Here is a 20,287-nt window from a genome sequence, read left to right as displayed (position 1 = left end):
ATTCTTTAAAAAGGGGGGCTCAATCGCCCAGAGGCGGCGTCGGGAGGCCGCGTCGGGCATAGAAGGCGTCGACAAAGGCGGCCAATGTACCCTGTTGGATTGCCTCGCGCAAACCAGCCATAAGCCGCTGATAATGCCGCAAGTTATGGATGGTATTGAGCATGCTGCCGAGCATTTCGCCGCACTTGTCCAGGTGGTAGAGATAGGCGCGGGAGAAGTGCTTGCAGGTGTAGCAATCGCAGGTCGGATCCAGCGGCGACTCGTCGTGCTTGTGCACCGCATTGCGGATCTTGATCACCCCGGTGTCGACGAACAGATGGCCGTTGCGCGCGTTGCGCGTGGGCATCACGCAGTCGAACATGTCGACGCCGCGGCGCACACCTTCCACGAGGTCCTCGGGCTTGCCCACCCCCATCAGGTAACGGGGTTTGTCCGCCGGCATCTGCGGCGGCAGGAAGTCCAGCACACGGATCATCTCTTCCTTCGGCTCGCCCACCGACAGGCCGCCGATGGCCAGGCCGTCGAAGCCGATTTCCTGCAGGCCTTCCAGCGAGCGCATGCGCAGCTCTTCGTGCATGCCGCCCTGGACGATGCCGAACAGCGCCGAAGGACTGTCGCCGTGGGCGACCTTCGAGCGCTTGGCCCAACGCAGCGACAGCTCCATGGAGCGCTTGGCCACGTCGAACTCGGCCGGGTACGGGGTGCACTCGTCGAAGATCATCACTATGTCCGAGCCCAGCGCACGCTGTACCGCCATGGACTCTTCCGGCCCCATGAAGACCTTGGCGCCGTCCACCGGCGAGGCGAAGTACACGCCCTCTTCCTTGATCTTGCGCAGCGCGCCCAGGCTGAACACCTGGAAACCGCCGGAGTCGGTGAGGATCGGGCCTTTCCACTGCATGAAGTCATGCAGGTCGCCGTGCTTCTGGATCACCTCGGTGCCCGGGCGCAGCCACAGGTGGAAGGTGTTGCCGAGGATGATCTGCGCGCCGATGGCTTCGATGTCGCGCGGGAGCATGCCCTTCACGGTGCCGTAGGTGCCCACCGGCATGAAAGCCGGGGTTTCCACCACGCCGCGCGGGAAGGTCAGGCGACCACGACGGGCCTTGCCCTCGGTGGCCAGCAGTTCGAATTTCATGAAGCTCATGGATCAGTCCTCGGGACCGCGCGGCGCGGGGTTGCGGGTGATGAACATCGCGTCGCCGTAGCTGAAGAATCGGTATTGCTGCTCCACCGCCGCGGCGTAGGCAGCCATGGTCTCCGGGTAGCCGGCGAAGGCCGAGACCAGCATCAGCAGGGTCGATTCGGGCAGGTGGAAGTTGGTGACCAGGGCGTCGACCACATGGAAGGGCCGGCCTGGGAACAGGAAGATGTCAGTGTCGCCACTGAAAGGCTTGAGCGTGCCATCGCGCGCGGCGCTCTCAAGCGAGCGCACGCTGGTGGTACCGACGGCGACCACGCGGCCACCGCGGGCGCGGCAGGCTGCCACGGCGTCGACCACATCCTGGCTGACCTCCAGCCACTCGCTGTGCATGTGGTGGTCTTCGATGCGCTCCACGCGTACCGGCTGGAAGGTGCCGGCACCGACGTGCAGGGTGACGAAGGCCGTTTCCACGCCCTTGTCGCGGATGGCTTCCAGCAGCGCCTGGTCGAAGTGCAGGCCGGCCGTGGGTGCGGCAACGGCGCCCGCGCGCTCCGCGTAGACGGTCTGGTAGCGCTCGCGGTCGGCAGCCTCGTCCGGACGATCTATATAAGGAGGCAGCGGCATGTGCCCGACCCGCTCGAGCAGGGGCAGCACATCTTCGCTGAACGCCAGCTCGAAGAGCGCGTCGTGACGCTGCAGCATCTCGGCCTCGCCACCGCCGTCGATGAGGATCTTCGAACCCGGCTTGGGCGACTTGCTGGAGCGCACGTGAGCCAGCACGCGGCGTTGGTCCAGCACGCGCTCGACGAGGATCTCCAGCTTGCCGCCGGAGGCCTTCTGGCCGAACAGCCGGGCTGGGATCACCCGGGTGTTGTTGAACACCATCAGGTCGCCCGGACGCAGGTATTCCAGCAGATCGGCGAAGTGACGGTGGCTAAGGGTACCGCTCGGCCCGTCCAGCACCAGCAGGCGGCTGGCGCGACGTTCGGCGAGTGGATGGCGGGCGATCAGAGCCTCGGGCAGATCGAAATGGAAATCGGCGACGCGCATGGAGGTAGTTCTCGAAGGGCCCGATATTCTAATGGAATTGGCAAATCCTGGCCATTCGGGTGGATTGACCGGCTAGAGCGCGCTCCCTATACTCCGCCGCCATTGCCTCGGTGGCGGAATGGTAGACGCGGCGGATTCAAAATCCGTTTCTGGCGACAGAGTGAGAGTTCGAGTCTCTCCCGGGGCACCACCACATCGTTTCAGGACCTCCCAGGAGATCCAGAAACCCACGAAAAACCGGCCTTTGCGCCGGTTTTTTGTTGCCTGCGATTCAAGCAGCGGGAGATCGTGGCGTCAGCCCCCACATTCGTGTGCGCCCACGACTCCCGCCCCGCATGAGCTGCCTTACTGAGGCCCGGCCAAGGCTCGCCTGCCGCCGGACTTGCAGCGGCCACCGCCTTCCATGGCCGGCCTCTCTTCCCGCGCCTCCCCGACCCGCCCACCGGTCCCGACGGGCTGGCTCAATCCCGATGCCAGTCGACGCTCAGGTAGGACTCGCTGTCGCTGTAGCGGTAGCTGCTCTGGCCGTCGTAGGCCGCGTCCAGGGCGTGTCCAATTCGGTTGGCCAGGTGGATCCCGGTAGTCGTTGCCACCAGTTCGTCCCCATCCCGAACGATGGATATCAGCCGCTCGAGGGCATGATCATGCTTCTCGCGCTCCTCCGTATTGCGCAGCAGGTGGATGATTTCGTCTTCATGCGTTTTCAGGAAACCGCCGGAAATCCGAACTTCTCCCGCAGGTGCCTGGTCGAGAGTGCGCCGGCAAGCCGGGCAGAGGAACGACTCGACCTCCTGCGCTGAGAGGTCGACATGCCAGGTCCACTGGCCGGCGTGATACTTCACCCCGCATTGCGGACATTGCGCGAGCCCCCGCGGACGATGCGACTCGACATAGACATCGAGGCGGTCCGGCTTGAAGAGCTTGTCTTTGTGGCTTTGCTGATATTTGTCCATCGTCACTCACCTGCTGCGGGAAAATGGAAGAATGTCGCGCCTTTTCAGGACGCGCATCCAGTCTCCCCCCGGAGGCCGGAGGCGACTTGACGATGATCAACGCGAGCGGTGAAAGCGCGGGCATCCGCCTACCTCGCCCGGGCACCCAACCATTAGTGCTGCCCGCTCCTCTACCGCCGGCTGCCCCAACTGCTCGGCAACGAACCGGCCTACGCGGCGACGGTGGCCCGCCAGGTGGCTGCCGGCAAGCTCGACTTGCGCATCGACAATCGATCGCGGCATGACGACAGTCTGCTCCCTAGCATGCATGCCATGGTCGAGACACTGGCCGACCACATACGCCAGATCGGCCAATTTCAGCATGAGCAGCATTCGCCTGAAGCTGGCCCAGCCACTGAAGGTCGTCGAAAGCGACAGCCTCGACCTACTGATCCAGCAACCCAGCGACAACTGGGCGGAATACGACCGGCAGGTGTCCTTCCCGGTGCGCGCTCAGGTGAAATGGCAGACCCGGAGCGAGGACTGCCACAACTACGGCATGGAGTTCCTGGCGCTGGACAGCGAGTCCCGAACCCGACTCGAGGCCTGCATCAAGTACTACAACCAGTCTCCCTCCTACAGCGCCTCGGCGGCCTGACGAGCGCACCAAAGCCCGGCTGCGCTTGGCCACCGGGCTTAGGCGTCGCCCTTGCCGAACGGCGCCTCCCCGGCCTGTTCGCACCTACCAGCTCGCAACCCGGCAATGAAATCTGCCAGCGGCATGGGCTTGGCGAACAGGTAGCCCTGCAGGCATTCGACTCCATGGCCAAGCAGGTAATCGCGCTGCGCCGGCGTTTCTATGCCCTCGGCGATGACCAGCAGGTCGAGCTTGGCCGAGAGTTCGACGATGCTGTCGAGGATGTGCCGCATCAGGCTGTCGGTGCCGATGGAGGCCACGAATATCTTGTCGATCTTCAACGCATCCACCTGGAACTCGCCCAGGTAGGTCAGGCGCGACTGCCCAGTGCCGAAATCGTCTATCGCCAGGGTCACGCCCAACGCGCGCAGCTGCTCGAAGAGATCGCGGATACCCTCGCTGGCCTCGATCATCTCGCGCTCGGTCAGCTCCAGCATCAGGCTCAGACTGCCCGGTGCGAAGGCCCCCAGGAAATCCGCGCAATCGTTGATCAGGCTGTTTCCCCGGCAATGCTCGGCACTGATGTTGACGCCCAGGTGGAAGCCCTGCCCCAACAGGCCGGCGTGCGGCCCCAGCCCTAGGGCCAGTTGATTGAGCAGAGAGCGGGTCATCGGCACGATCAGGCCACAGCGCTCCGCCATGGGTATGAACAGGTCCGGGCTGACCAGGCCTTCGCTGCGGTGCTTCCAGCGCATCAGCACCTCGGCGCCGACCCAGCGCCCGCTGGCACCGTCCACCAGCGGCTGCAGGTAGGGCACGAACTCGCCGGCATGCAGCGCGCGCTCCAGCTCGCGGGTCGGCGTCCCTGCGCGCCCCCACAGCCAATAGCTGCTGATGCCGGAGAGCACACCGAGCAGGGACAGGCCCAACAGCAACGGCCAGCTGTCCTCGCGCATGTAGCGCCATTGCTCCCCGGCCTTGAAACCTCCTATCACGCTGAACGGGAAGCGATCCGAGGGCACGCTGGCATGCCCCAGCGGTAGCGCTTCAGGCGGGCCGAGGTGGACGTTCCCCTCCTCGTCCAACCAGCGACCCCCGACCTGCAGCTGCAATTCCGAGCGCAGATCCACCAACTGCAGAACGCTGGTCACGTAGCGGCCATCGATGGTCGCGAGTACACCGAAGCGCCCGTCGACCATTCGATTGACCAGCAGCGAGGTGGTGGGCGTGACTTCATTGCCGGCCATCAGCAGCAGGCGGCCTTCGCTATAAGACGGCACGTCAACCGGGCGGTCGAAGGGACCATAAAGGGAGGTACAGAAAATACGCTCGTCGCGAGTCAGGTTGAGCGAGCGAACGAAGGGGACGATCGCGACCTGCTGCCGCAGGATTGGCTCGGCACTCAGGCAATCGCCGGCCGAATAGGCGATGGTAGTGCGCGCCGCACCCACTGCGTTGGCGAGCATGACGTCGACCAAGCGCTCCGCCTCGCTGGCGGCATGCCTGGCCTCCCTTTGCAGACTCGCCAGCGTCTGCCAGTAGACGATCGCCCCACCCACCGTCAGCGGCAGCATCGCCATCACCAGCGAGAACAGCAGACGCACCAGCAAGCGACGCCTGGCCTTGTTCGATAGCAGCATCCCTGTGATTCCACTGATTCGGCGCCCCGCCGCTGCGACGCGCCAAGGCCTGCCGATTGCCCGCAGCGCCTGACGCAAGCGTAGCCCGCGTGCGGCACCCTGTCGGCCAACATGAAACGGCGAAGCCCGTATAATCCCCGGCCACCACCGGGATCGCCCCGCCCCACGCCAGCGCAAAGGCCACACTATGTCCAAGCCCTCGCTCCAGCCATCAGGAAATTTCCCGCCCGCCCCGTTGCTGCGTCGCTTTGCCGCGATGTTCTACGACTTCCTGCTCTGCGTGGCACTGATGATGGTGGTCACCCTGCTCTACCAGCAGGTGGTTCTGCGTCTGATCCTCGGCAGCGAGCGCCTGAAGCAGCTCGCCGACCAGGGCGGCCTGATCGGCGATCCGATGTTGTCCAGCCTGCTGTTCATCAGTCTGTTCGCCTTCTTCGCGAAGTTCTGGACCCACAAGGGCCAGACCCTCGGCATGCAGGTCTGGGGCATCCGTGTGCAGAACCGCGACGGCAGCGCGATCAGCCTGGTTCAGGCGCTGCTGCGCTTCGTCATCGCCATCGCCTCCTGGCTGTGCGCCGGCCTGGGCTTCCTGTGGATGCTCTGGGACAAGGACAAGAGAACCTGGCAGGACCGCTACTCGGAAAGCGTGGTCATCCAGATCCCCAAGGACGTGCGCAAGGCGACCCAGGGCCGCGGCTGAAGCGCGTCACCATGAAAAAAGCCCGGCGCCAAAGGCAGCCGGGCTTTTTTATGCGTGGTATCGCGGCGTTTGCCGGCTCACCCCGCCCGCTTGAGCAACCAGGCGCCGAGTAGCGCACAGATCGCCGCCGGCACCAGCACCGCCAGCAGCGGCGGGAAGTTGAACACCTGGCTGGACGGACCGAGCAGGTCCTGGGCGATACGGAAGGTGAAGCCCACCAGCACGCCGGTAAACACGCGCTGGCCGAGGGTCACGCTGCGCAGCGGGCCGAAGATGAAGGAAATCGCCATCAGCACCAGTGCCGCAGTGACCACCGGCTGCAGGACCTTGGTCCAGAACGCCAGCCAGTAGCGGCTGCTGCTCAGGCCCTGTTCCTGCAGGTAGTGGATGTAGTCCCACAGACCGCTGATCGAGAGCGACTCCGGCTCCATTACCACGGTGCTCAGCAGTTTCGGACTGAGCTCGATATTCCAGGACTCGGTCGCCTGCTGCTGCACTTCGCTGCGTTTCTCCTGCGGGTGCAGCACAGTGGTGGTGACGTCTTCCAGCACCCACTGGCCGTTCTGGAAAGTCCCGCGCTTGGCAAAGCTCGAACGCAGCAGCTGGTGCTGCTCGTCGAAGTCGTAGCGGGTCACGCCAAGCAGAAGCCCATCGGCCTGCACCACGTTGATGTGGATGAACTCCTGGCCCTGGCGGTGCCACAGCCCGTTGCGCGAACTCACCACGCCGCCATCGCTCTGGGCCAGGGCGCGATCGCTCTGCGCCTGGTTTTCGGTATAGGGCACGACGAACTCGCCGATCAGGATGCCAACGAACATCAGCACCAGCATCGGCTTCATCACCGCCCAGACGATGCGCTGCAGCGACACGCCGGCGGCACGCATGATGGTCAGCTCGCTGTTGCTGGCCAGGGTGCCGAGGCCCACCAGGCAGCCGATCAGCGCGGCCATCGGCAGCAGGTCGTAGATCCGGCTTGGGGTGGTGAGCAGGATGTACTTGACTGCAGCGCCCAGGGTGTAGCTCTCGTCCAGCGCGCCGAGCTGATCGATGAAGGCGAAGGTCATCGACAGGCCAAGGATCACGCCCAGCACTGCAAGGATGGACAGGAAGACGGTCGCGCCGACGTAGCGGTCGAGCTTACGCATGCTGGCGCTCCTCGACGGAACGGGTACGGGAAGCCGCCCACTTCAATCTCAGGGGTTCCCAGTAGACCAGCAGCAGGCCGATTGCGAGGAAGAGCAGGTGGACCCACCAGAGCCCGATGCCCAGCGGGATCTTACCCTTGTCGAGCATGCCGCGAGCAGTGATCAGCAGCGCCAGGTAGCTCATGTACAGAAGCACGGCCGGCAGCAGCTTGAGGAAGCGCCCCTGGCGCGGGTTGACCTTGGACAGCGGCACCGCCAGCACGGTGACGATGAACACCAGCAACGGGATGGACAGGCGCCACTGCAGCTCCGAACGCATGCGCGGCTCCTTGCTGGCCAGCAGCTCGCTGGTGGGAACGGCGTCGCGGTCATCGATCTCGCTGCTCACTTCCGGCTTGGGCAGCAGCACGCCGTAGGTGTCGTACTTGATCGCCCGGTAGTCGGCCTGGCCCGGCACGCCGTCGTAGCGGTAGCCATCGCTGAGGATGAGGTAGCGGCTGCCGTCCGGATGAATCTGCTGCACACCGTGGTGCGCCACCAGCACCGCGTCGGTGCCCGGCTTGCCGTTGTGCGGCGGATTCTTCTCGGCGATGAACACGCCACCGAGCTGGGTGCGGTCGTTGGACAACTGCTCGGTGTAGGTCACCCGGCTGCCGTCGCGCATCGACTGGAAGCGCCCCGGGGCCAGGGTGTCGAACTCGGTCATGGCGTCCTGCTTGTTCAGGATCAGCTGCATGCGCTCGATGCCCTTGGGCGCCAGCGACAGGCTCAGCCAGGCCACCAGCAAGGCCACCAGCAGGGCCGGCGCCATGCTGTAGGCGAGCAGGCGCTGCTGGCTCATGCCGGTGGCGGTGAGCACTGTCATCTCGCTGTCCAGGTAGAGCCGGCCATAGGCCAGCAGGATGCCGAGGAACAGCCCCAGCGGCAGGATCAGCTGCAGGAAGCCGGGCATCCGCACGCCCATGATCATGAACAGCGAGCCTGGATCGAGGGCACCCTGGGCCGCCTGGGCCAGGTACTTGATGAAGCGGCCGCTCATGATGATCACCAGCAACACGGCGCTGACCGCGCTCATGGTGACCAGAACTTCGCGGGAGAGGTAACGGAAGACAATCAAACCGGGCACTCCAGGGTTGTCACGCTCGGCCGGCTACGCTCAAACTAGCCGCCTCGAGGCTCTGCCGGCCCGCGCAGCCGCGGACCGGTGAAAAATACCCGGCATTATCCTGCGATTCGCCGGAGCTGTCACTGCGCATGCACCCGGCCGCAACAGTAAGCCATCCGCCATCTCGACCCTTCGATTGGGGACACCTTGCCATGGAATTCCTTGTAAAAAGCGCCAGTCCGGAAACCCTGAAGACCGCCACACTGGTGGTCGCCGTCAGCGAAGGCCGCAAACTCGGCAACGCGGCCAAGGCCGTGGACGCCGCCAGCGGCGGCGCCATCAGCAGCCTGCTCAAGCGCGGCGACCTGGCCGGCAAGGTCGGCCAGACTCTACTGCTGCAGAATTTGCCCAACCTCAAGGCCGAGCGCGTGCTGCTGGTTGGCGCCGGCAAGGAACGCGAACTCTCCGACCGCCAGTACCGCAAATTGGTTTCCGCGGTGCTCGGCAACCTGAAGAACCTTGGCGGCGGCGATGCCGTGCTGGCCCTGGGTGAGTTGGCGGTCAAGGGCCGCAACGCCCACGGCAAGGCCCGCCTGCTGGTCGAAACCCTGGCCGACGGCCTGTATGTGTTCGATCGCTACAAGAGCCAGAAAACCGAAGCGCCGAAGCTGAAGAAACTCACCCTGCTGGCCGACAAGGCCGATGCAGCAGCCGTCGAACTGGGCGCCAAAGAAGCCCAGGCCATCGCCAACGGCATGGCGCTGACCCGCGACCTCGGCAACCTGCCGCCGAACGTCTGCCACCCGAGCTTCCTCGGCGAACAGGCCAAGGCCCTGGCCAAGGAGCACAAGGGCCTGAAGGTCGAAGTGCTCGACGAGAAGAAACTGCACGAGCTGGGCATGGGTTCCTTCCTCGCGGTGGCCCAAGGTAGCGACCAGCCGCCGCGCCTGATCGTGCTGCAGTACAACGGCGGCAAGAAGGATGAGGCTCCGCACGTTCTGGTCGGCAAGGGCATCACCTTCGACACCGGCGGCATCAGCCTCAAGCCCGGCCTGGGCATGGACGAGATGAAGTTCGACATGTGCGGCGCCGCCAGTGTATTCGGCACCTTCCGCGCGGTGCTCGAACTGCAGCTGCCGATCAACCTGGTGGGCGTGATGGCCTGCGCCGAGAACATGCCCAGCGGCGGCGCCACCCGTCCGGGCGACATCGTCACCACCATGAGCGGGCAGACCGTCGAGATCCTCAACACCGACGCCGAAGGCCGCCTGGTGCTGTGCGACGCGCTGACCTACGTCGAGCGCTTCAAGCCGGCCTCCGTAGTGGACATCGCCACCCTCACTGGCGCCTGCATCGTCGCCCTGGGCAGCAACACTTCCGGCCTGATGGGCAACAACGACGCCCTGATCCGCCAGCTGCTGAAAGCCGGCGAGATGGCCGACGACCGCGCCTGGCAGCTGCCGCTGTTCGACGAGTACCAGGAACAGCTGGACAGCCCCTTCGCCGACATCGCCAACATCGGCGGGCCGAAGGCCGGCACCATCACCGCCGGCTGCTTCCTCTCGCGCTTCGCCAAGAAATTCCACTGGGCGCACCTGGACATCGCCGGCACCGCCTGGATCAGCGGCGGCAAGGAAAAGGGCGCCACTGGCCGCCCGGTTCCGCTGCTGACCCAGTACCTGCTGGACCGCGCCAAGTAATGGCAAAGCGCAATCGCCGTACGGGATCGCCGGCATGACCCGGGTCGACTTCTACGTCATCCCCAGCGCCGATCCCGAGGCGCGCCTGACCATCGCCTGCCGCCTGGCCGACAAGGCCTGGCGGCAAGGCATGCGGGTGTACCTGCTGTGCGCCGACGAAGCCCAGCGCGAAACGCTCGATGCGCGCCTGTGGAGCTTCCGCAGCGACGCCTTCCTGCCGCACAACGCGGTCGAGGAAGATGCCGACAGCGCGGTGACCCTCGGCCTCGGCGAGCCGCCGGCCGGCCAGCACGACCTGCTGATCAACCTGACCCTGCAAGTGCCCGCCTTCGCCGGCAAGTTCGCCCGCATCGCCGAACTGGTGGTGGAGGAACCCGCCATCCGCCAGGCGGCGCGGGAGAATTTCCGTTACTACCGCGACCAGGGCTATCCTTTGCAGGACCATCGCCTGCCGCGCCTCTGACGCTCCCTCGGAACCATGGACAGCCGCAAGCCACCAACCACCGACCCCGACCACCTGCTCGACGACCTCGAGTCGATCCACGATCTGCTCGGCGAAGCGGAGGGCAACCCGCCCCTGCTCACCGAGTCCTTCGAGCCGGACAACATCCCGCTGCTTTCCGACGTGGTGGCCCCTTCGCCGCGCCCGCAACAGGCGCCGGAGCCGCCGGCCGCGCCCGAGCCGATCACCTGGGACAGCGAACAGGCGCGCCTGGACAGCGAGCTGCGCGCCGCAGCGCAGCTGATCCTGCAGGACGTGATCGACGACTTCGTGCCGCAGATCGAAGCCGAGCTGCAACGCCGACTGGAAGCCCGCCTGCAGCGCCTGCTGGCCCAGCGCAAATCCTGACCACATCGAACCGCTCCCCTGTAGGAGCGGATCTCATCCGCGAAAATCCTCACGCCGAGCCCTTGTAGGCGCGCGCCATGCGCGCAATTCGCGGACAAGGTCCGCTCCTACACGGGCTCGCCGGCGGGAAACGCCGCCATGCGCGCCGATCCCCGGTGGCCGCCACCCCTCGCCAGCCGTTATACTCAGCGGTTTTCCGTCTAGCCGCTTAAAGGGTCCCGCCGCGCTCATGGACAAGACCTACCAGCCCCACGCCATCGAATCCCACTGGTACCCGACCTGGGAGAAGAACAACTACTTCGCCCCGCAGGGTTCCGGCGAGCCGTACACCATCATGATCCCGCCGCCGAACGTCACCGGCAGCCTGCACATGGGTCACGGCTTCAACAACGCCATCATGGACGCGCTGATCCGCTACCGCCGCATGCAGGGCCGCAACACCCTGTGGCAGCCGGGCACCGACCACGCCGGCATCGCCACCCAGATGGTGGTGGAGCGCCAACTGGCCGCCCAGGGCGTGGGTCGCCACGACCTCGGCCGCGAGAAGTTCCTGGAGAAAGTCTGGGAGTGGAAGGAGCAGTCCGGCGGCACCATCACCCGCCAGATCCGTCGCCTGGGTTCCTCCGTGGACTGGTCGCGCGAGCGCTTCACCATGGACGAGGGCCTGTCCAACGCGGTGAAGGAAGCCTTCGTCCGCCTGTACGACGACGGCCTGATCTACCGCGGCAAGCGCCTGGTCAACTGGGACACCAAGTTCCACACCGCCATTTCCGACCTCGAAGTGGAGAACCACGACGAGAAGGGCCACCTGTGGCACCTGCGCTACCCGCTGGCCGACGGTCACAAGACTGCCGAAGGCAAGGACTACCTGGTCGTCGCCACCACCCGTCCGGAAACCATGCTCGGTGACAGCGCGGTCGCCGTGCACCCGGAAGACGAGCGCTACCAGGCCCTGATCGGCACCTTCATCGAACTACCGCTGGTAGGCCGCCGCATCCCGATCATCGCCGACGACTATGTCGACCGCGAGTTCGGCACCGGCTGCGTGAAGATCACCCCGGCCCACGACTTCAACGACTATGAAGTCGGCAAGCGCCACGACCTGCCGCTGATCAACATCTTCGACAAGGACGCCGCGGTCCTCGCCACCGCCCAGGTGTTCCACCTCGACGGCAGCGTCAACGACCAAATCGACGCCAGCCTGCCGGCCGCCTACGCCGGCCTGGACCGTTTCGTCGCGCGCAAGCAGATCGTCGCCGACTTCGAAGCCGCCGGCCTGCTCGAGAAGATCGACGACCACGCGCTGAAAGTGCCCAAGGGCGACCGCTCCGGCACCGTCATCGAACCCTGGCTGACCGACCAGTGGTACGTCTCCACCAAGCCGCTGGCGGAGCCTGCCATCGCCGCAGTGGAAGACGGCCGCATCCAGTTCGTGCCCAAGCAGTACGAGAACATGTATTTCAGCTGGATGCGCGACATCCAGGACTGGTGCATCAGCCGCCAGCTGTGGTGGGGCCACCGCATCCCGGCCTGGTACGACGAGGCCGGCAACGTCTACGTCGGCCGCGACGAGGCGGAAGTACGCGCCAAGCACAACCTGGGCGACGCCAAGCTGCGCCAGGACGATGACGTCCTCGACACCTGGTTCAGCTCGGGCCTGTGGACCTTCTCCACCCTCGGCTGGCCGGAACAGACCGAGTACCTGAAGACCTTCCACCCCACCGACGTGCTGGTGACCGGCTTCGACATCATCTTCTTCTGGGTCGCCCGGATGATCATGCTGACGATGCACCTCATCAAGAACGGCGACGGTAGCGCGCAGGTTCCGTTCAAGACCGTCTACGTCCACGGCCTGGTGCGCGACAGCCACGGCCAGAAGATGTCCAAGTCCAAGGGCAACGTGCTCGACCCGCTGGACATCGTCGACGGCATCACCCTCGACGCGCTGCTGGAGAAACGCGCCAGCGGCATGATGCAGCCCAAGCTCGCCGAGAAGATCGCCAAGCAGACCAAGGCCGAGTTCCCCGAAGGCATCGCCAGCTACGGCACCGACGCCCTGCGCTTCACTTTCTGCTCGCTGGCCTCCACCGGCCGCGACATCAAGTTCGACATGGGCCGCGTCGAGGGTTACCGCAACTTCTGCAACAAGCTGTGGAACGCCGCCAACTTCGTCATCGAGAACACCGACGGCAAGGATTGCGGCGTGAATGGCGAGCCGGTCGAGCTGTCCTCGGTGGACCGCTGGATCATCTCCCAGCTGCAACGCGCCGAGCAGGAAGTCGCGCGCCAGCTCGACGCCTTCCGCTTCGACCTCGCCACCCAGGCCCTGTACGAGTTCGTCTGGGACGAGTACTGCGCCTGGTACCTGGAGCTGGTCAAGCCGGTGTTGTGGGACGAGAACGCCTCCATCGAGCGTCAGCGCGGCACCCGCCGCACCCTGATCCGCGTGCTGGAAGTGGCGCTGCGCCTGGCGCATCCGTTCATGCCGTACATCACCGAAGAAATCTGGCAACGCATCAAGGGCCAGGCTGGCAAGTCCGGCGACACCCTGATGCTGCAACCCTGGCCGATCGCCGACGAGTCGAAGATCGATGCCGCCGCCGTGGGTGACATCGAGTGGGTCAAGGCGCTGATGCTGGGCATCCGCCAGATCCGCGGCGAGATGAACATCTCCATGGCCAAGCGCATCGACCTGGTGCTTAACAACGCCTCGCCCGAGGACCACCGCCGCCTGGCCGAAAACGAGCCGCTGCTGATGAAGCTGGCCAAGCTCGAAACCATCCGCGTGCTGGACGAAGGCGAAGAGCCGCCGATGTCCGCCACCGCGCTGGTCGGCGACCTGCAGGTGCTGGTGCCAATGGCTGGGCTGATCGACAAGGCCGCCGAAATGGCCCGCCTGGACAAGGAAATCCAGCGCCTGGAAGGCGAAGTCAAACGCGTAGGCGGCAAGCTCGCCAACGAAGGCTTCGTCGCCAAGGCCCCAGCCGATGTGATCGAGAAGGAACGCGCCAAGCTGGCTGAAGCCGAGCAGGCCGTCACCAACCTGATCCAGCAGCGCGAGAAGATCGCCAGCCTGTAAGGCATCGAACACAAGGCCCGCGAATGCGGGCCTTGTGCTTTCCGAGGGTAGGCGCGGTTCTGCTCTTGTGTAGGAGCGAGCTTGCTCGCGAAGCTCCTGGACAGCGGTTCGCGAGCAAGCTCGCCCCTACAAGAGCCGCATCCAGTCCTCTCCCCTCAGAACACCGCCCCCACCGGATACACATACGCATTCACGTCGTGGAACGGCGTGCGCTCGTAAAACCACTGCAGGCGCGCCTGCGGGTTCTTGGCGAAGGCCTTGTCGCTCTTCAGCTTCTGCTCGAACTCGGCCTTCAGCTTCGGGTCCTCGGCGAGCATCTTCCGCGCCATCGGCTCCATCACGTATTCCTCGGGCTCCTCGGCCACCACCAGGGTCGAGTTGAAGAAGCCCCAGGACCAGAAGGAGTCCGGGCTCTCGGCCGTCAGCAGGTTGACCGCCAGCACGCCCAGCGGCTGGTCGGTGTCGATCACCACCGAGCCGGCCGGGAAGGTCTGCAGGCGCTGGAACGGCTTGGCGCTGCCGCTTACCAGCAGGTGTCCCTCGTAGCCAGGAATCTCGTTGGCCGCCGCGCGGTCGGGCTCGAAGCCGCCGGCCAGCTTGATGCCGTCCATGCGGTAGAGCGTCACCTCGATGGGCGTCGGCTGGTCCAGGGTCTTCATCTGGATGCCGTGGGCCTTCAGGCGCGCGATGACCTCCCCCCACTGCACCGGCACCACGTACTGCTTCGGCCGCTTGACCACCAGGTCCGGCACCGAGTTGTCGCTGATCGGCACCTCCAGCTGCTTCGGCTTGTTGCTCCATACGATGGTCTTCGCCCCGGTGATCGGCGACTGCTCGTAGCGGTAGTCACCGACGATGAAGGGCGTGTGCTGGTCCTTGCCCGGCTTCCAGGTGAGCGTCACCTCCTTCTCCGCCAGCAGGCGCTCGCGGTCCTTGGCGATGGCCGCCTTGAGCGACTCGGCGTTGTCGCCGATCACCTGGAACATCGCCTTGAGCATCACGTAGTTGCCCAGCACCTGGGTTTCGTAGGGATGCAGCGCGTGCTGCTCGATGAGGACCGAGGGCACGTTGCGGATGTCGCCGTACTGGTTGGAGAAGCGCGCAAGGTCCGTGCGATACGGGTAGTAGCCCTTGGCCGGGTCCTGGTTGTCGTTGAGGCTGATGCACTCGTGGACCACGTGGCCGTCGCCTTCCAGCTCCTTGTACACCGGGCCGCGCATGACCTTGTCCATCCATTCGCTGGAGGCCGGCGACCAGCCGTTGCCGTTGTGGCAGTACGAGCTGTCGTAGGGATACATGGCGCCGTCGGTGGAGTGGGTATCGGCGAAGAAGCTCAGGTCGTACTGGTTGAACACCCAGGCGACGTTGCGGATCTCCGCGCTGTCGAGCTTGGTGAAGTCGCGGTTGAGGTTGAGGTTCTGGCCGTTGACGCGCCAGCCGGTGACCGCCGGGCCGTTCTGGTTGATCCGCCCATAGGCGCTGCGGCGCAGGTCGCCATCGACGTTGACCGTAGGGATGAAGAGGATGTTGACCTTCTCCAGCAACCCGGCCAGCGGCTTGGCGCCGGTGACCATGTCGCGCAGCAGCATGAACATCGCGTCCTTGCCGTTGGCCTCGCCGGGATGGATCTCGGCCTCGACGAAGAGCGTCGGCCTGCCGGACTGGTTCAGTGCGGCAGGCGACTTGTCGGCCAGGGTCGAGGCAGTCACCAGCAGCATCGGCTCGCCGGTGGCGCTCTTCTCCGGCAACTCGCTCAGCTGCAGCTTGCCGGCGGAGGCGTCGACCAGCTTCTGCAGGTATTCACGGGTCTGGTGGTAATCGCTGGTCTGCGTGAAGCCGCTGGACTCGGCGAGGGTGATCAGCGGGTCACCGGCCTTGGCGAGGTAGCGGGTGCTGGCGAGCTTCTGCTCGAACATCGGCGGCAGGATGCGTTGCCTGGCTGCCGCCGGGTAGGCGCTATCGTCGATGTAACCAGGCGCCTGGGGTAGCGTGGCGTGGGCTGGCAAGCTGGTGCCTAGCAGCAGAGCGGCGAGCAGCGGATGAAATCCTTGAGAGCGCATGGCGGGCCTCCTTTCGTGGTGATCCAAAGACCCCGAACACCTTAGTCCAGCCTCCCCCGGGCCGAACCAGACCGATTGCCACATGCGTCATTCCGGCGCGGAATGACCTCGTGAAGAAAGGTCGCTTGGCGCACCTGCCCCTTTGCCCCGAAGATCGGCACGCCGGGCCGCGCCTGGCGGGGCTCGTCGGCGCTCCGCCAGCGCGGCCGCGGCCCGTTATCCACAGGAGCCCGAAGCATGTCCGACCTCCCCGTCCGCAACGGCGGCCAGATCCTCGTCGACGCCCTGCTGGGCAATGCGGTGGACACCGTCTACTGCATCCCCGGCGAAAGCTACCTGCCGGTGCTCGACGCCCTGCACGACGCGAGCAGCATCCGCACCATCGTCACCCGCCACGAAGGCGCCGCCTCGAACATGGCCGATGCCTACGGCAAGCTCACCGGCCGCCCGGGCATCTGCTTCGTCACCCGCGGCCCGGGCGCGACCCACGCGGCCAACGGCGTGCACACGGCAAAACAGGATTCGACGCCGATGATCCTCTTCGTCGGCCAGGTGGAGAGCGCCTTCATGGGCCGCGAGGCCTTCCAGGAAGTGGACTACCGGCAGATGTTCGGTGGCCTGGCCAAGTGGGCCACGGAAATCGACGACATCGCGCGCATCCCGGAAGTGGTCGCCCAGGCCTTCGCCGTCGCCCAGTCCGGGCGCCCCGGCCCGGTGGTCATCGGCCTGCCGGAAGAAGTGCTGTTCGGCTCAGCCCAGGTGGCCGACGCGCCGGCCCCGCGCATTCCCCAGGTCGCCCCGGCGGGCGCCGCCGTGCATGAACTGCGCAGTCTGCTCAGCCGCGCGCGCAAGCCGCTGCTGATCGTTGGCGGCCCCGGCTGGGACGAGCCGGCGCGCCATGCGCTGCAGCGTTTCGCCCAGACCAACGACCTGCCGGTGGTAGCCTCGTTCCGCCGCCAGGACCTGTACGACAACCGCGACGCGCAGTACGTCGGCCAGCTCGGCTTCGGTGCTTCGCCCAAGCTCACCGCGCGGGTGCAGGAAGCCGACCTGCTGCTGGTGCTGGGTTCGCGCCTGAGCGAAACGCCCAGCGCCGGCTACACGCTCATCCAGAGCCCGCAGCCGAAGCAGACGCTCATCCACATCCATCCGGACGCTGCCGAACTGGGCCGCGTCTACCAGTCCGCGCTGCCGATCCAGGCGAGCATGCCGGCCATCGCTGCCGCACTGGATGCCCTGCCGCCGCTGACCGAGCGCCCGTGGAGCGAATGGACGGCCGAAGCCCGCGCCGATTACCTCGCCTATTCGACGCCACCGGCGCCCTCGGCCGAACTGGCTGGCGTCGACCTCGCGGCGGTGGTCGGCTACCTCGCCGAAACCCTTCCCGAGAACGCCGTCATCAGCAACGGCGCCGGCAACTATGCCGTGTGGGTACACCGCTTCTATCGCTATCGTGCGGCGCGGTGCCAACTTGCCCCCACCAACGGCGCCATGGGCTACGGCTTCCCCGCCGCCATCGCCGCCAAGCTGCGCGATCCGCAGCGCAGCGTGGTGTGCTTCGCCGGCGACGGCTGCTTCATGATGTACCCGCAGGAGCTGGCCACCGCCGTGCAGTTCGGCGCGGCGCTGATCGTGATCGTGGTGAACAACGGCATGCTCGGCACCATCCGCATGCACCAGGAGCGCGAATACCCGGGCCGCATCTCCGGAACGGCGCTGCATAACCCGGACTTCGTCGCCCTCGCCCAGGCCTTTGGCGCCCACGGCGAACTGGTCGAGCGTACCGAGGACTTCGCCGCCGCCTTCCAGCGCGCCCAGGCCAGCGGCAAGCCGGCGCTGATCGAACTGCGCACCGACCCGCGGCAGATCACTCCCGTCGCCCGGCTGAGCTGACACATCGCTGCGCCCCGGCCAGGCTTCGCTAAGCTGCATCGGATCAAGGCATTTCGTCTTTATCCGCAGGCAGAATGTGCTGCGAAGTCTGGCTAGGGAAGCACATGAATCCGCAACTGCTCTGGGTCCTGTTCCTGCTCGCCACTGCGGTGGCGCTGTTCATCCTCAACCGCCCGCGGATGGACGTGGTGGCCCTGCTGGTGATAGTCGCGCTGCCGCTGTCCGGTGTGCTCAGCGTCTCGGAAGCCCTGGCCGGCTTCGCCGATCCTTCCGTGATCCTGATCGCCGCGCTCTTCGTCATCGGCGAGGGCCTGGTGCGCACCGGCGTGGCCTACCGCATCGGCGAATGGCTCGCGCAGAAGGCGGGCAACGACGAAAACCGCCTGCTGGTGCTGCTGATGTTGGCAGTCGCCGGGCTCGGTTCGGTGATGAGCTCCACCGGCGTGGTGGCGATCTTCATCCCGGTAGTACTCAGCGTCGCGGGTAAGCTGCGCGTCTCACCTGCTCGCTTGATGATGCCCCTGAGCTTTGCCGGGCTGATTTCGGGCATGCTCACCCTGGTCGCCACGCCGCCGAACATGGTGGTGCACAGCGAACTGGTGCGCGAGGGCGAGCCGGGCTTCACCTTCTTCAGCTTCACCCCCATCGGCCTGCTGATCCTCGCCTTCGGCGTGGCCTACATGCTCGTCGCCCGCCGCTGGCTTGGCGCGAACGAAGGAGCCGGCGGCAACGCCACGCAACGCCGCTCGCTCAGTGACCTGATCCGCGACTACCAATTGGCCGGGCGCGAACGCCGCTTGCGCATCCGCCCCGGCTCCAAGCTGATCGGCGTCACCCTCGGTGAAGTCCAGCTGCGCTCGCAGCGCGGCACCAACGTGATCGCCATCGAGCGCCTGGCGAGCTTCCGCATGAAGATCCTCAGCCCCAGCGCCGAGGTGGTCTTGCAGGCCGGCGACGTGCTGCTGGTTGACCTGTTCCAACCGGACATCGACCTGCTCGCCCTCTACCACGAATACGGCCTGGAGCCGCTGAGCCTGCACGGCGACTACTTCACCGAACGCGCCCACGAGGTCGGCATGGCCGAGGTGATGCTGCCGCCGGAGTCCCGGCTGCTCGGCAAGAGCGTGCTGGAGCTCGCCTTCCGCAGCCAGTACGGCCTCAACGTCGTGGGCCTGCGCCGCGCCGGCGAGGCGCTGGTCGAAGGTCTGCTGGAGGCGAAACTGAAGGTCGGCGACACGCTGCTGGTGGTCGGCACCTGGAAGGCCATCCGCCAGTTGCAGAGCAGCGGTCGCGACTTCCTGGTGCTCAACCTGCCGGCCGAGGTGGACGAAGCCGTGCCCGCCGCGAGCCAGGCGCCGCACGCGCTGTTCGCCCTCGGCCTGATGGTGGTGCTGATGGTCAGCGGTGTGGTGCCCAACGTGGTCGCCGCGCTCATCGCCTGCCTGCTGATGGGCGCCTGCCGCTGCATCGACATGGACAGCGCCTACCGCGCCATCCACTGGCCGAGCCTGGTGCTGATCGTCGGCATGCTGCCCTTCGCCCTGGCCCTGCAGAAGACCGGCGGCATCGCCCTGGCCGTGCAGGGCCTGGTGGCCGCGCTGGGCGGCGCCGGCCCCTACCTGATCCTCGCCAGCCTGTTCTTGCTCACCGCGCTGATCGGCCTGTTCATCTCCAACACGGCCACTGCCGTGCTGATGGCGCCGGTCGCCATCGCCACGGCCAAGGTCCTGGGCGCCGAGCCGGAGCCCTTCGCCATGATCGTCGCGCTGGCCGCCTCGGCAGCCTTCATGACGCCGATTTCCTCGCCGGTGAACACCCTGGTGCTCGGCCCCGGTGGCTATCGCTTCGGCGACTTCGTTAAAGTCGGTGTCCCCTTCACCCTGCTGGTCATGATCGTCAGCGTGCTGCTGGTGCCCTGGCTGCTGCCCCTGCACTGATAGAACAAGGAAAATCCCATGGAAGTGAGCAAGACCAAGAGCAGTTTCTACCGCCGCCTGTACGTTGCCTGGCTGGTCGACAGCGGCAAGGCGAGCAGCGTGCCGGCGCTGATGGAAGCCACCGGCATGCCCCGCCGCACCGCCCAGGACACCCTGGCCGCGCTGGCCGACCTGGATATCGACTGCGTGTTCGAGCAGCACGACGGCGAACGCAACAACGCCGGGCACTACCGCATCCGCGACTGGGGTGCCATCGACCCGCGCTGGATCGAAGCGAACCTTCCGAAGATCAAGGCGGTGCTGGAGTACCCCTGAGGCACGTTCTCTGGATCCCCGCGTTCGCGGGGACGACGCATCATGCCGAACGTCATTCCCGCGAACGCGGGAACCCAGTTGCGCACAACGAACCGGGCTC

Annotated in this window: 16 protein-coding genes and 1 tRNA gene; 10 read left to right on the top strand and 7 right to left on the bottom strand. The window is 66.0% G+C overall.

What is annotated here, in order from left to right:
- Positions 1-19: 19 nt before the first annotated feature.
- Both tgt and queA read right to left on the bottom strand, forming a co-directional pair.
- The gene (gene tgt, locus PKB_RS05110; RefSeq protein ID WP_156958113.1) at positions 20-1,138 is read right to left on the bottom strand and encodes a tRNA guanosine(34) transglycosylase Tgt; all 1,119 of its coding nucleotides are present in this window, start codon (positions 1,136-1,138) and stop codon (positions 20-22) included.
- Positions 1,139-1,150: 12 nt separating this feature from the next.
- Positions 1,151-2,194, bottom strand: coding sequence for a tRNA preQ1(34) S-adenosylmethionine ribosyltransferase-isomerase QueA (gene queA, locus PKB_RS05105; protein ID WP_043249552.1), 1,044 nt, complete (start codon positions 2,192-2,194; stop codon positions 1,151-1,153).
- 104 nt (positions 2,195-2,298) lie between these two features.
- Between queA and PKB_RS05100 the strand changes: the two genes are divergently transcribed.
- A tRNA-Leu gene (locus PKB_RS05100) sits at positions 2,299-2,384 on the top strand.
- A 271-nt stretch (positions 2,385-2,655) separates the two neighbouring features.
- On the opposite strand, the gene PKB_RS05095 is transcribed toward PKB_RS05100, so the two are convergent.
- Positions 2,656-3,147, bottom strand: coding sequence for a BCAM0308 family protein (locus tag PKB_RS05095; protein ID WP_043249550.1), 492 nt, complete (start codon positions 3,145-3,147; stop codon positions 2,656-2,658).
- Between the two features lie 280 nt (positions 3,148-3,427).
- Between PKB_RS05095 and PKB_RS05085 the strand changes: the two genes are divergently transcribed.
- Entirely contained in the window at positions 3,428-3,784 is a 357-nt protein-coding gene (locus PKB_RS05085) for a PilZ domain-containing protein (RefSeq protein WP_156957988.1), read from the top strand.
- A 38-nt stretch (positions 3,785-3,822) separates the two neighbouring features.
- Here the strand turns inward: PKB_RS05085 and PKB_RS05080 are convergent, their stop codons facing one another.
- The gene (locus PKB_RS05080; protein WP_052355182.1) at positions 3,823-5,403 is read right to left on the bottom strand and encodes an EAL domain-containing protein; all 1,581 of its coding nucleotides are present in this window, start codon (positions 5,401-5,403) and stop codon (positions 3,823-3,825) included.
- Between the two features lie 187 nt (positions 5,404-5,590).
- Between PKB_RS05080 and PKB_RS05075 the strand changes: the two genes are divergently transcribed.
- Complete coding sequence (locus PKB_RS05075) at positions 5,591-6,103, top strand: RDD family protein (RefSeq protein WP_043249544.1); 513 nt, start codon at positions 5,591-5,593, stop codon at positions 6,101-6,103.
- Positions 6,104-6,180: 77 nt separating this feature from the next.
- On the opposite strand, the gene lptG is transcribed toward PKB_RS05075, so the two are convergent.
- Together lptG and lptF are read right to left on the bottom strand one after the other, a co-directional pair.
- Positions 6,181-7,248, bottom strand: a complete 1,068-nt coding sequence (gene lptG, locus PKB_RS05070) for an LPS export ABC transporter permease LptG (protein WP_043249543.1) — start codon at positions 7,246-7,248, stop codon at positions 6,181-6,183.
- Positions 7,241-8,365 carry an LPS export ABC transporter permease LptF gene (lptF, locus tag PKB_RS05065; protein WP_043249540.1) on the bottom strand — a complete coding sequence of 375 codons (1,125 nt, stop codon included), beginning with the start codon at positions 8,363-8,365 and terminating at the stop codon, positions 7,241-7,243. Before lptF ends, lptG begins: the two co-directional genes overlap by 8 nt.
- 200 nt (positions 8,366-8,565) lie before the next feature.
- Here lptF and PKB_RS05060 point away from each other — a divergent pair, with 200 nt between their 5' ends.
- The 4 genes from PKB_RS05060 to PKB_RS05045 all read left to right on the top strand — a co-directional run bounded on the left by PKB_RS05060 (position 8,566) and on the right by PKB_RS05045 (position 13,982).
- Complete coding sequence (locus PKB_RS05060) at positions 8,566-10,053, top strand: leucyl aminopeptidase (protein ID WP_043249538.1); 1,488 nt, start codon at positions 8,566-8,568, stop codon at positions 10,051-10,053.
- A 34-nt stretch (positions 10,054-10,087) separates the two neighbouring features.
- Positions 10,088-10,516, top strand: coding sequence for a DNA polymerase III subunit chi (locus PKB_RS05055; protein WP_043249537.1), 429 nt, complete (start codon positions 10,088-10,090; stop codon positions 10,514-10,516).
- 15 nt (positions 10,517-10,531) lie between these two features.
- Entirely contained in the window at positions 10,532-10,903 is a 372-nt protein-coding gene (locus tag PKB_RS05050; protein WP_043249535.1) for a hypothetical protein, read from the top strand.
- Between the two features lie 229 nt (positions 10,904-11,132).
- Entirely contained in the window at positions 11,133-13,982 is a 2,850-nt protein-coding gene (locus tag PKB_RS05045) for a valine--tRNA ligase (RefSeq protein ID WP_043249534.1), read from the top strand.
- A gap of 155 nt (positions 13,983-14,137) precedes the next feature.
- On the opposite strand, the gene PKB_RS05040 is transcribed toward PKB_RS05045, so the two are convergent.
- Positions 14,138-16,042, bottom strand: coding sequence for a M14 family metallopeptidase (locus tag PKB_RS05040; protein ID WP_043249533.1), 1,905 nt, complete (start codon positions 16,040-16,042; stop codon positions 14,138-14,140).
- A 237-nt stretch (positions 16,043-16,279) separates the two neighbouring features.
- Here PKB_RS05040 and PKB_RS05035 point away from each other — a divergent pair, with 237 nt between their 5' ends.
- From PKB_RS05035 to PKB_RS05025, 3 genes are all read left to right on the top strand, one after another.
- Positions 16,280-17,935, top strand: a complete 1,656-nt coding sequence (locus PKB_RS05035; protein WP_043249532.1) for a thiamine pyrophosphate-binding protein — start codon at positions 16,280-16,282, stop codon at positions 17,933-17,935.
- Positions 17,936-18,039: 104 nt separating this feature from the next.
- Entirely contained in the window at positions 18,040-19,872 is a 1,833-nt protein-coding gene (locus tag PKB_RS05030; RefSeq protein WP_043249531.1) for an SLC13 family permease, read from the top strand.
- 18 nt (positions 19,873-19,890) lie between these two features.
- Positions 19,891-20,187, top strand: a complete 297-nt coding sequence (locus tag PKB_RS05025; RefSeq protein ID WP_043249529.1) for a winged helix-turn-helix domain-containing protein — start codon at positions 19,891-19,893, stop codon at positions 20,185-20,187.
- Positions 20,188-20,287 lie beyond the last annotated feature (100 nt).

Origin of the sequence: Pseudomonas knackmussii B13 (assembly GCF_000689415.1) — a bacterium.
GTDB classification, from domain to species: domain Bacteria; phylum Pseudomonadota; class Gammaproteobacteria; order Pseudomonadales; family Pseudomonadaceae; genus Pseudomonas; species Pseudomonas knackmussii.
The sequence above is the reverse complement of the archived record's forward strand: the minus strand, read 5'-3'. Positions and strand labels throughout refer to the sequence as shown.

Excerpts from the sequence above, each read along its gene's own strand:
- tgt (WP_156958113.1), bottom strand. The coding sequence starts at position 1,138 with ATGAAATTCGAACTGCTGGCCACCGAGGGCAAGGCCCGTCGTGGTCGC.
- queA (WP_043249552.1), bottom strand. The coding sequence starts at position 2,194 with ATGCGCGTCGCCGATTTCCATTTCGATCTGCCCGAGGCTCTGATCGCC.
- PKB_RS05095 (WP_043249550.1), bottom strand. The coding sequence starts at position 3,147 with ATGGACAAATATCAGCAAAGCCACAAAGACAAGCTCTTCAAGCCGGAC.
- PKB_RS05085 (WP_156957988.1), top strand. The coding sequence starts at position 3,428 with ATGACGACAGTCTGCTCCCTAGCATGCATGCCATGGTCGAGACACTGG.
- PKB_RS05080 (WP_052355182.1), bottom strand. The coding sequence starts at position 5,403 with ATGCTGCTATCGAACAAGGCCAGGCGTCGCTTGCTGGTGCGTCTGCTG.
- PKB_RS05075 (WP_043249544.1), top strand. The coding sequence starts at position 5,591 with ATGTCCAAGCCCTCGCTCCAGCCATCAGGAAATTTCCCGCCCGCCCCG.
- lptG (WP_043249543.1), bottom strand. The coding sequence starts at position 7,248 with ATGCGTAAGCTCGACCGCTACGTCGGCGCGACCGTCTTCCTGTCCATC.
- PKB_RS05060 (WP_043249538.1), top strand. The coding sequence starts at position 8,566 with ATGGAATTCCTTGTAAAAAGCGCCAGTCCGGAAACCCTGAAGACCGCC.
- PKB_RS05055 (WP_043249537.1), top strand. The coding sequence starts at position 10,088 with ATGACCCGGGTCGACTTCTACGTCATCCCCAGCGCCGATCCCGAGGCG.
- PKB_RS05050 (WP_043249535.1), top strand. The coding sequence starts at position 10,532 with ATGGACAGCCGCAAGCCACCAACCACCGACCCCGACCACCTGCTCGAC.
- PKB_RS05045 (WP_043249534.1), top strand. The coding sequence starts at position 11,133 with ATGGACAAGACCTACCAGCCCCACGCCATCGAATCCCACTGGTACCCG.
- PKB_RS05040 (WP_043249533.1), bottom strand. The coding sequence starts at position 16,042 with ATGCGCTCTCAAGGATTTCATCCGCTGCTCGCCGCTCTGCTGCTAGGC.
- PKB_RS05035 (WP_043249532.1), top strand. The coding sequence starts at position 16,280 with ATGTCCGACCTCCCCGTCCGCAACGGCGGCCAGATCCTCGTCGACGCC.
- PKB_RS05030 (WP_043249531.1), top strand. The coding sequence starts at position 18,040 with ATGAATCCGCAACTGCTCTGGGTCCTGTTCCTGCTCGCCACTGCGGTG.
- PKB_RS05025 (WP_043249529.1), top strand. The coding sequence starts at position 19,891 with ATGGAAGTGAGCAAGACCAAGAGCAGTTTCTACCGCCGCCTGTACGTT.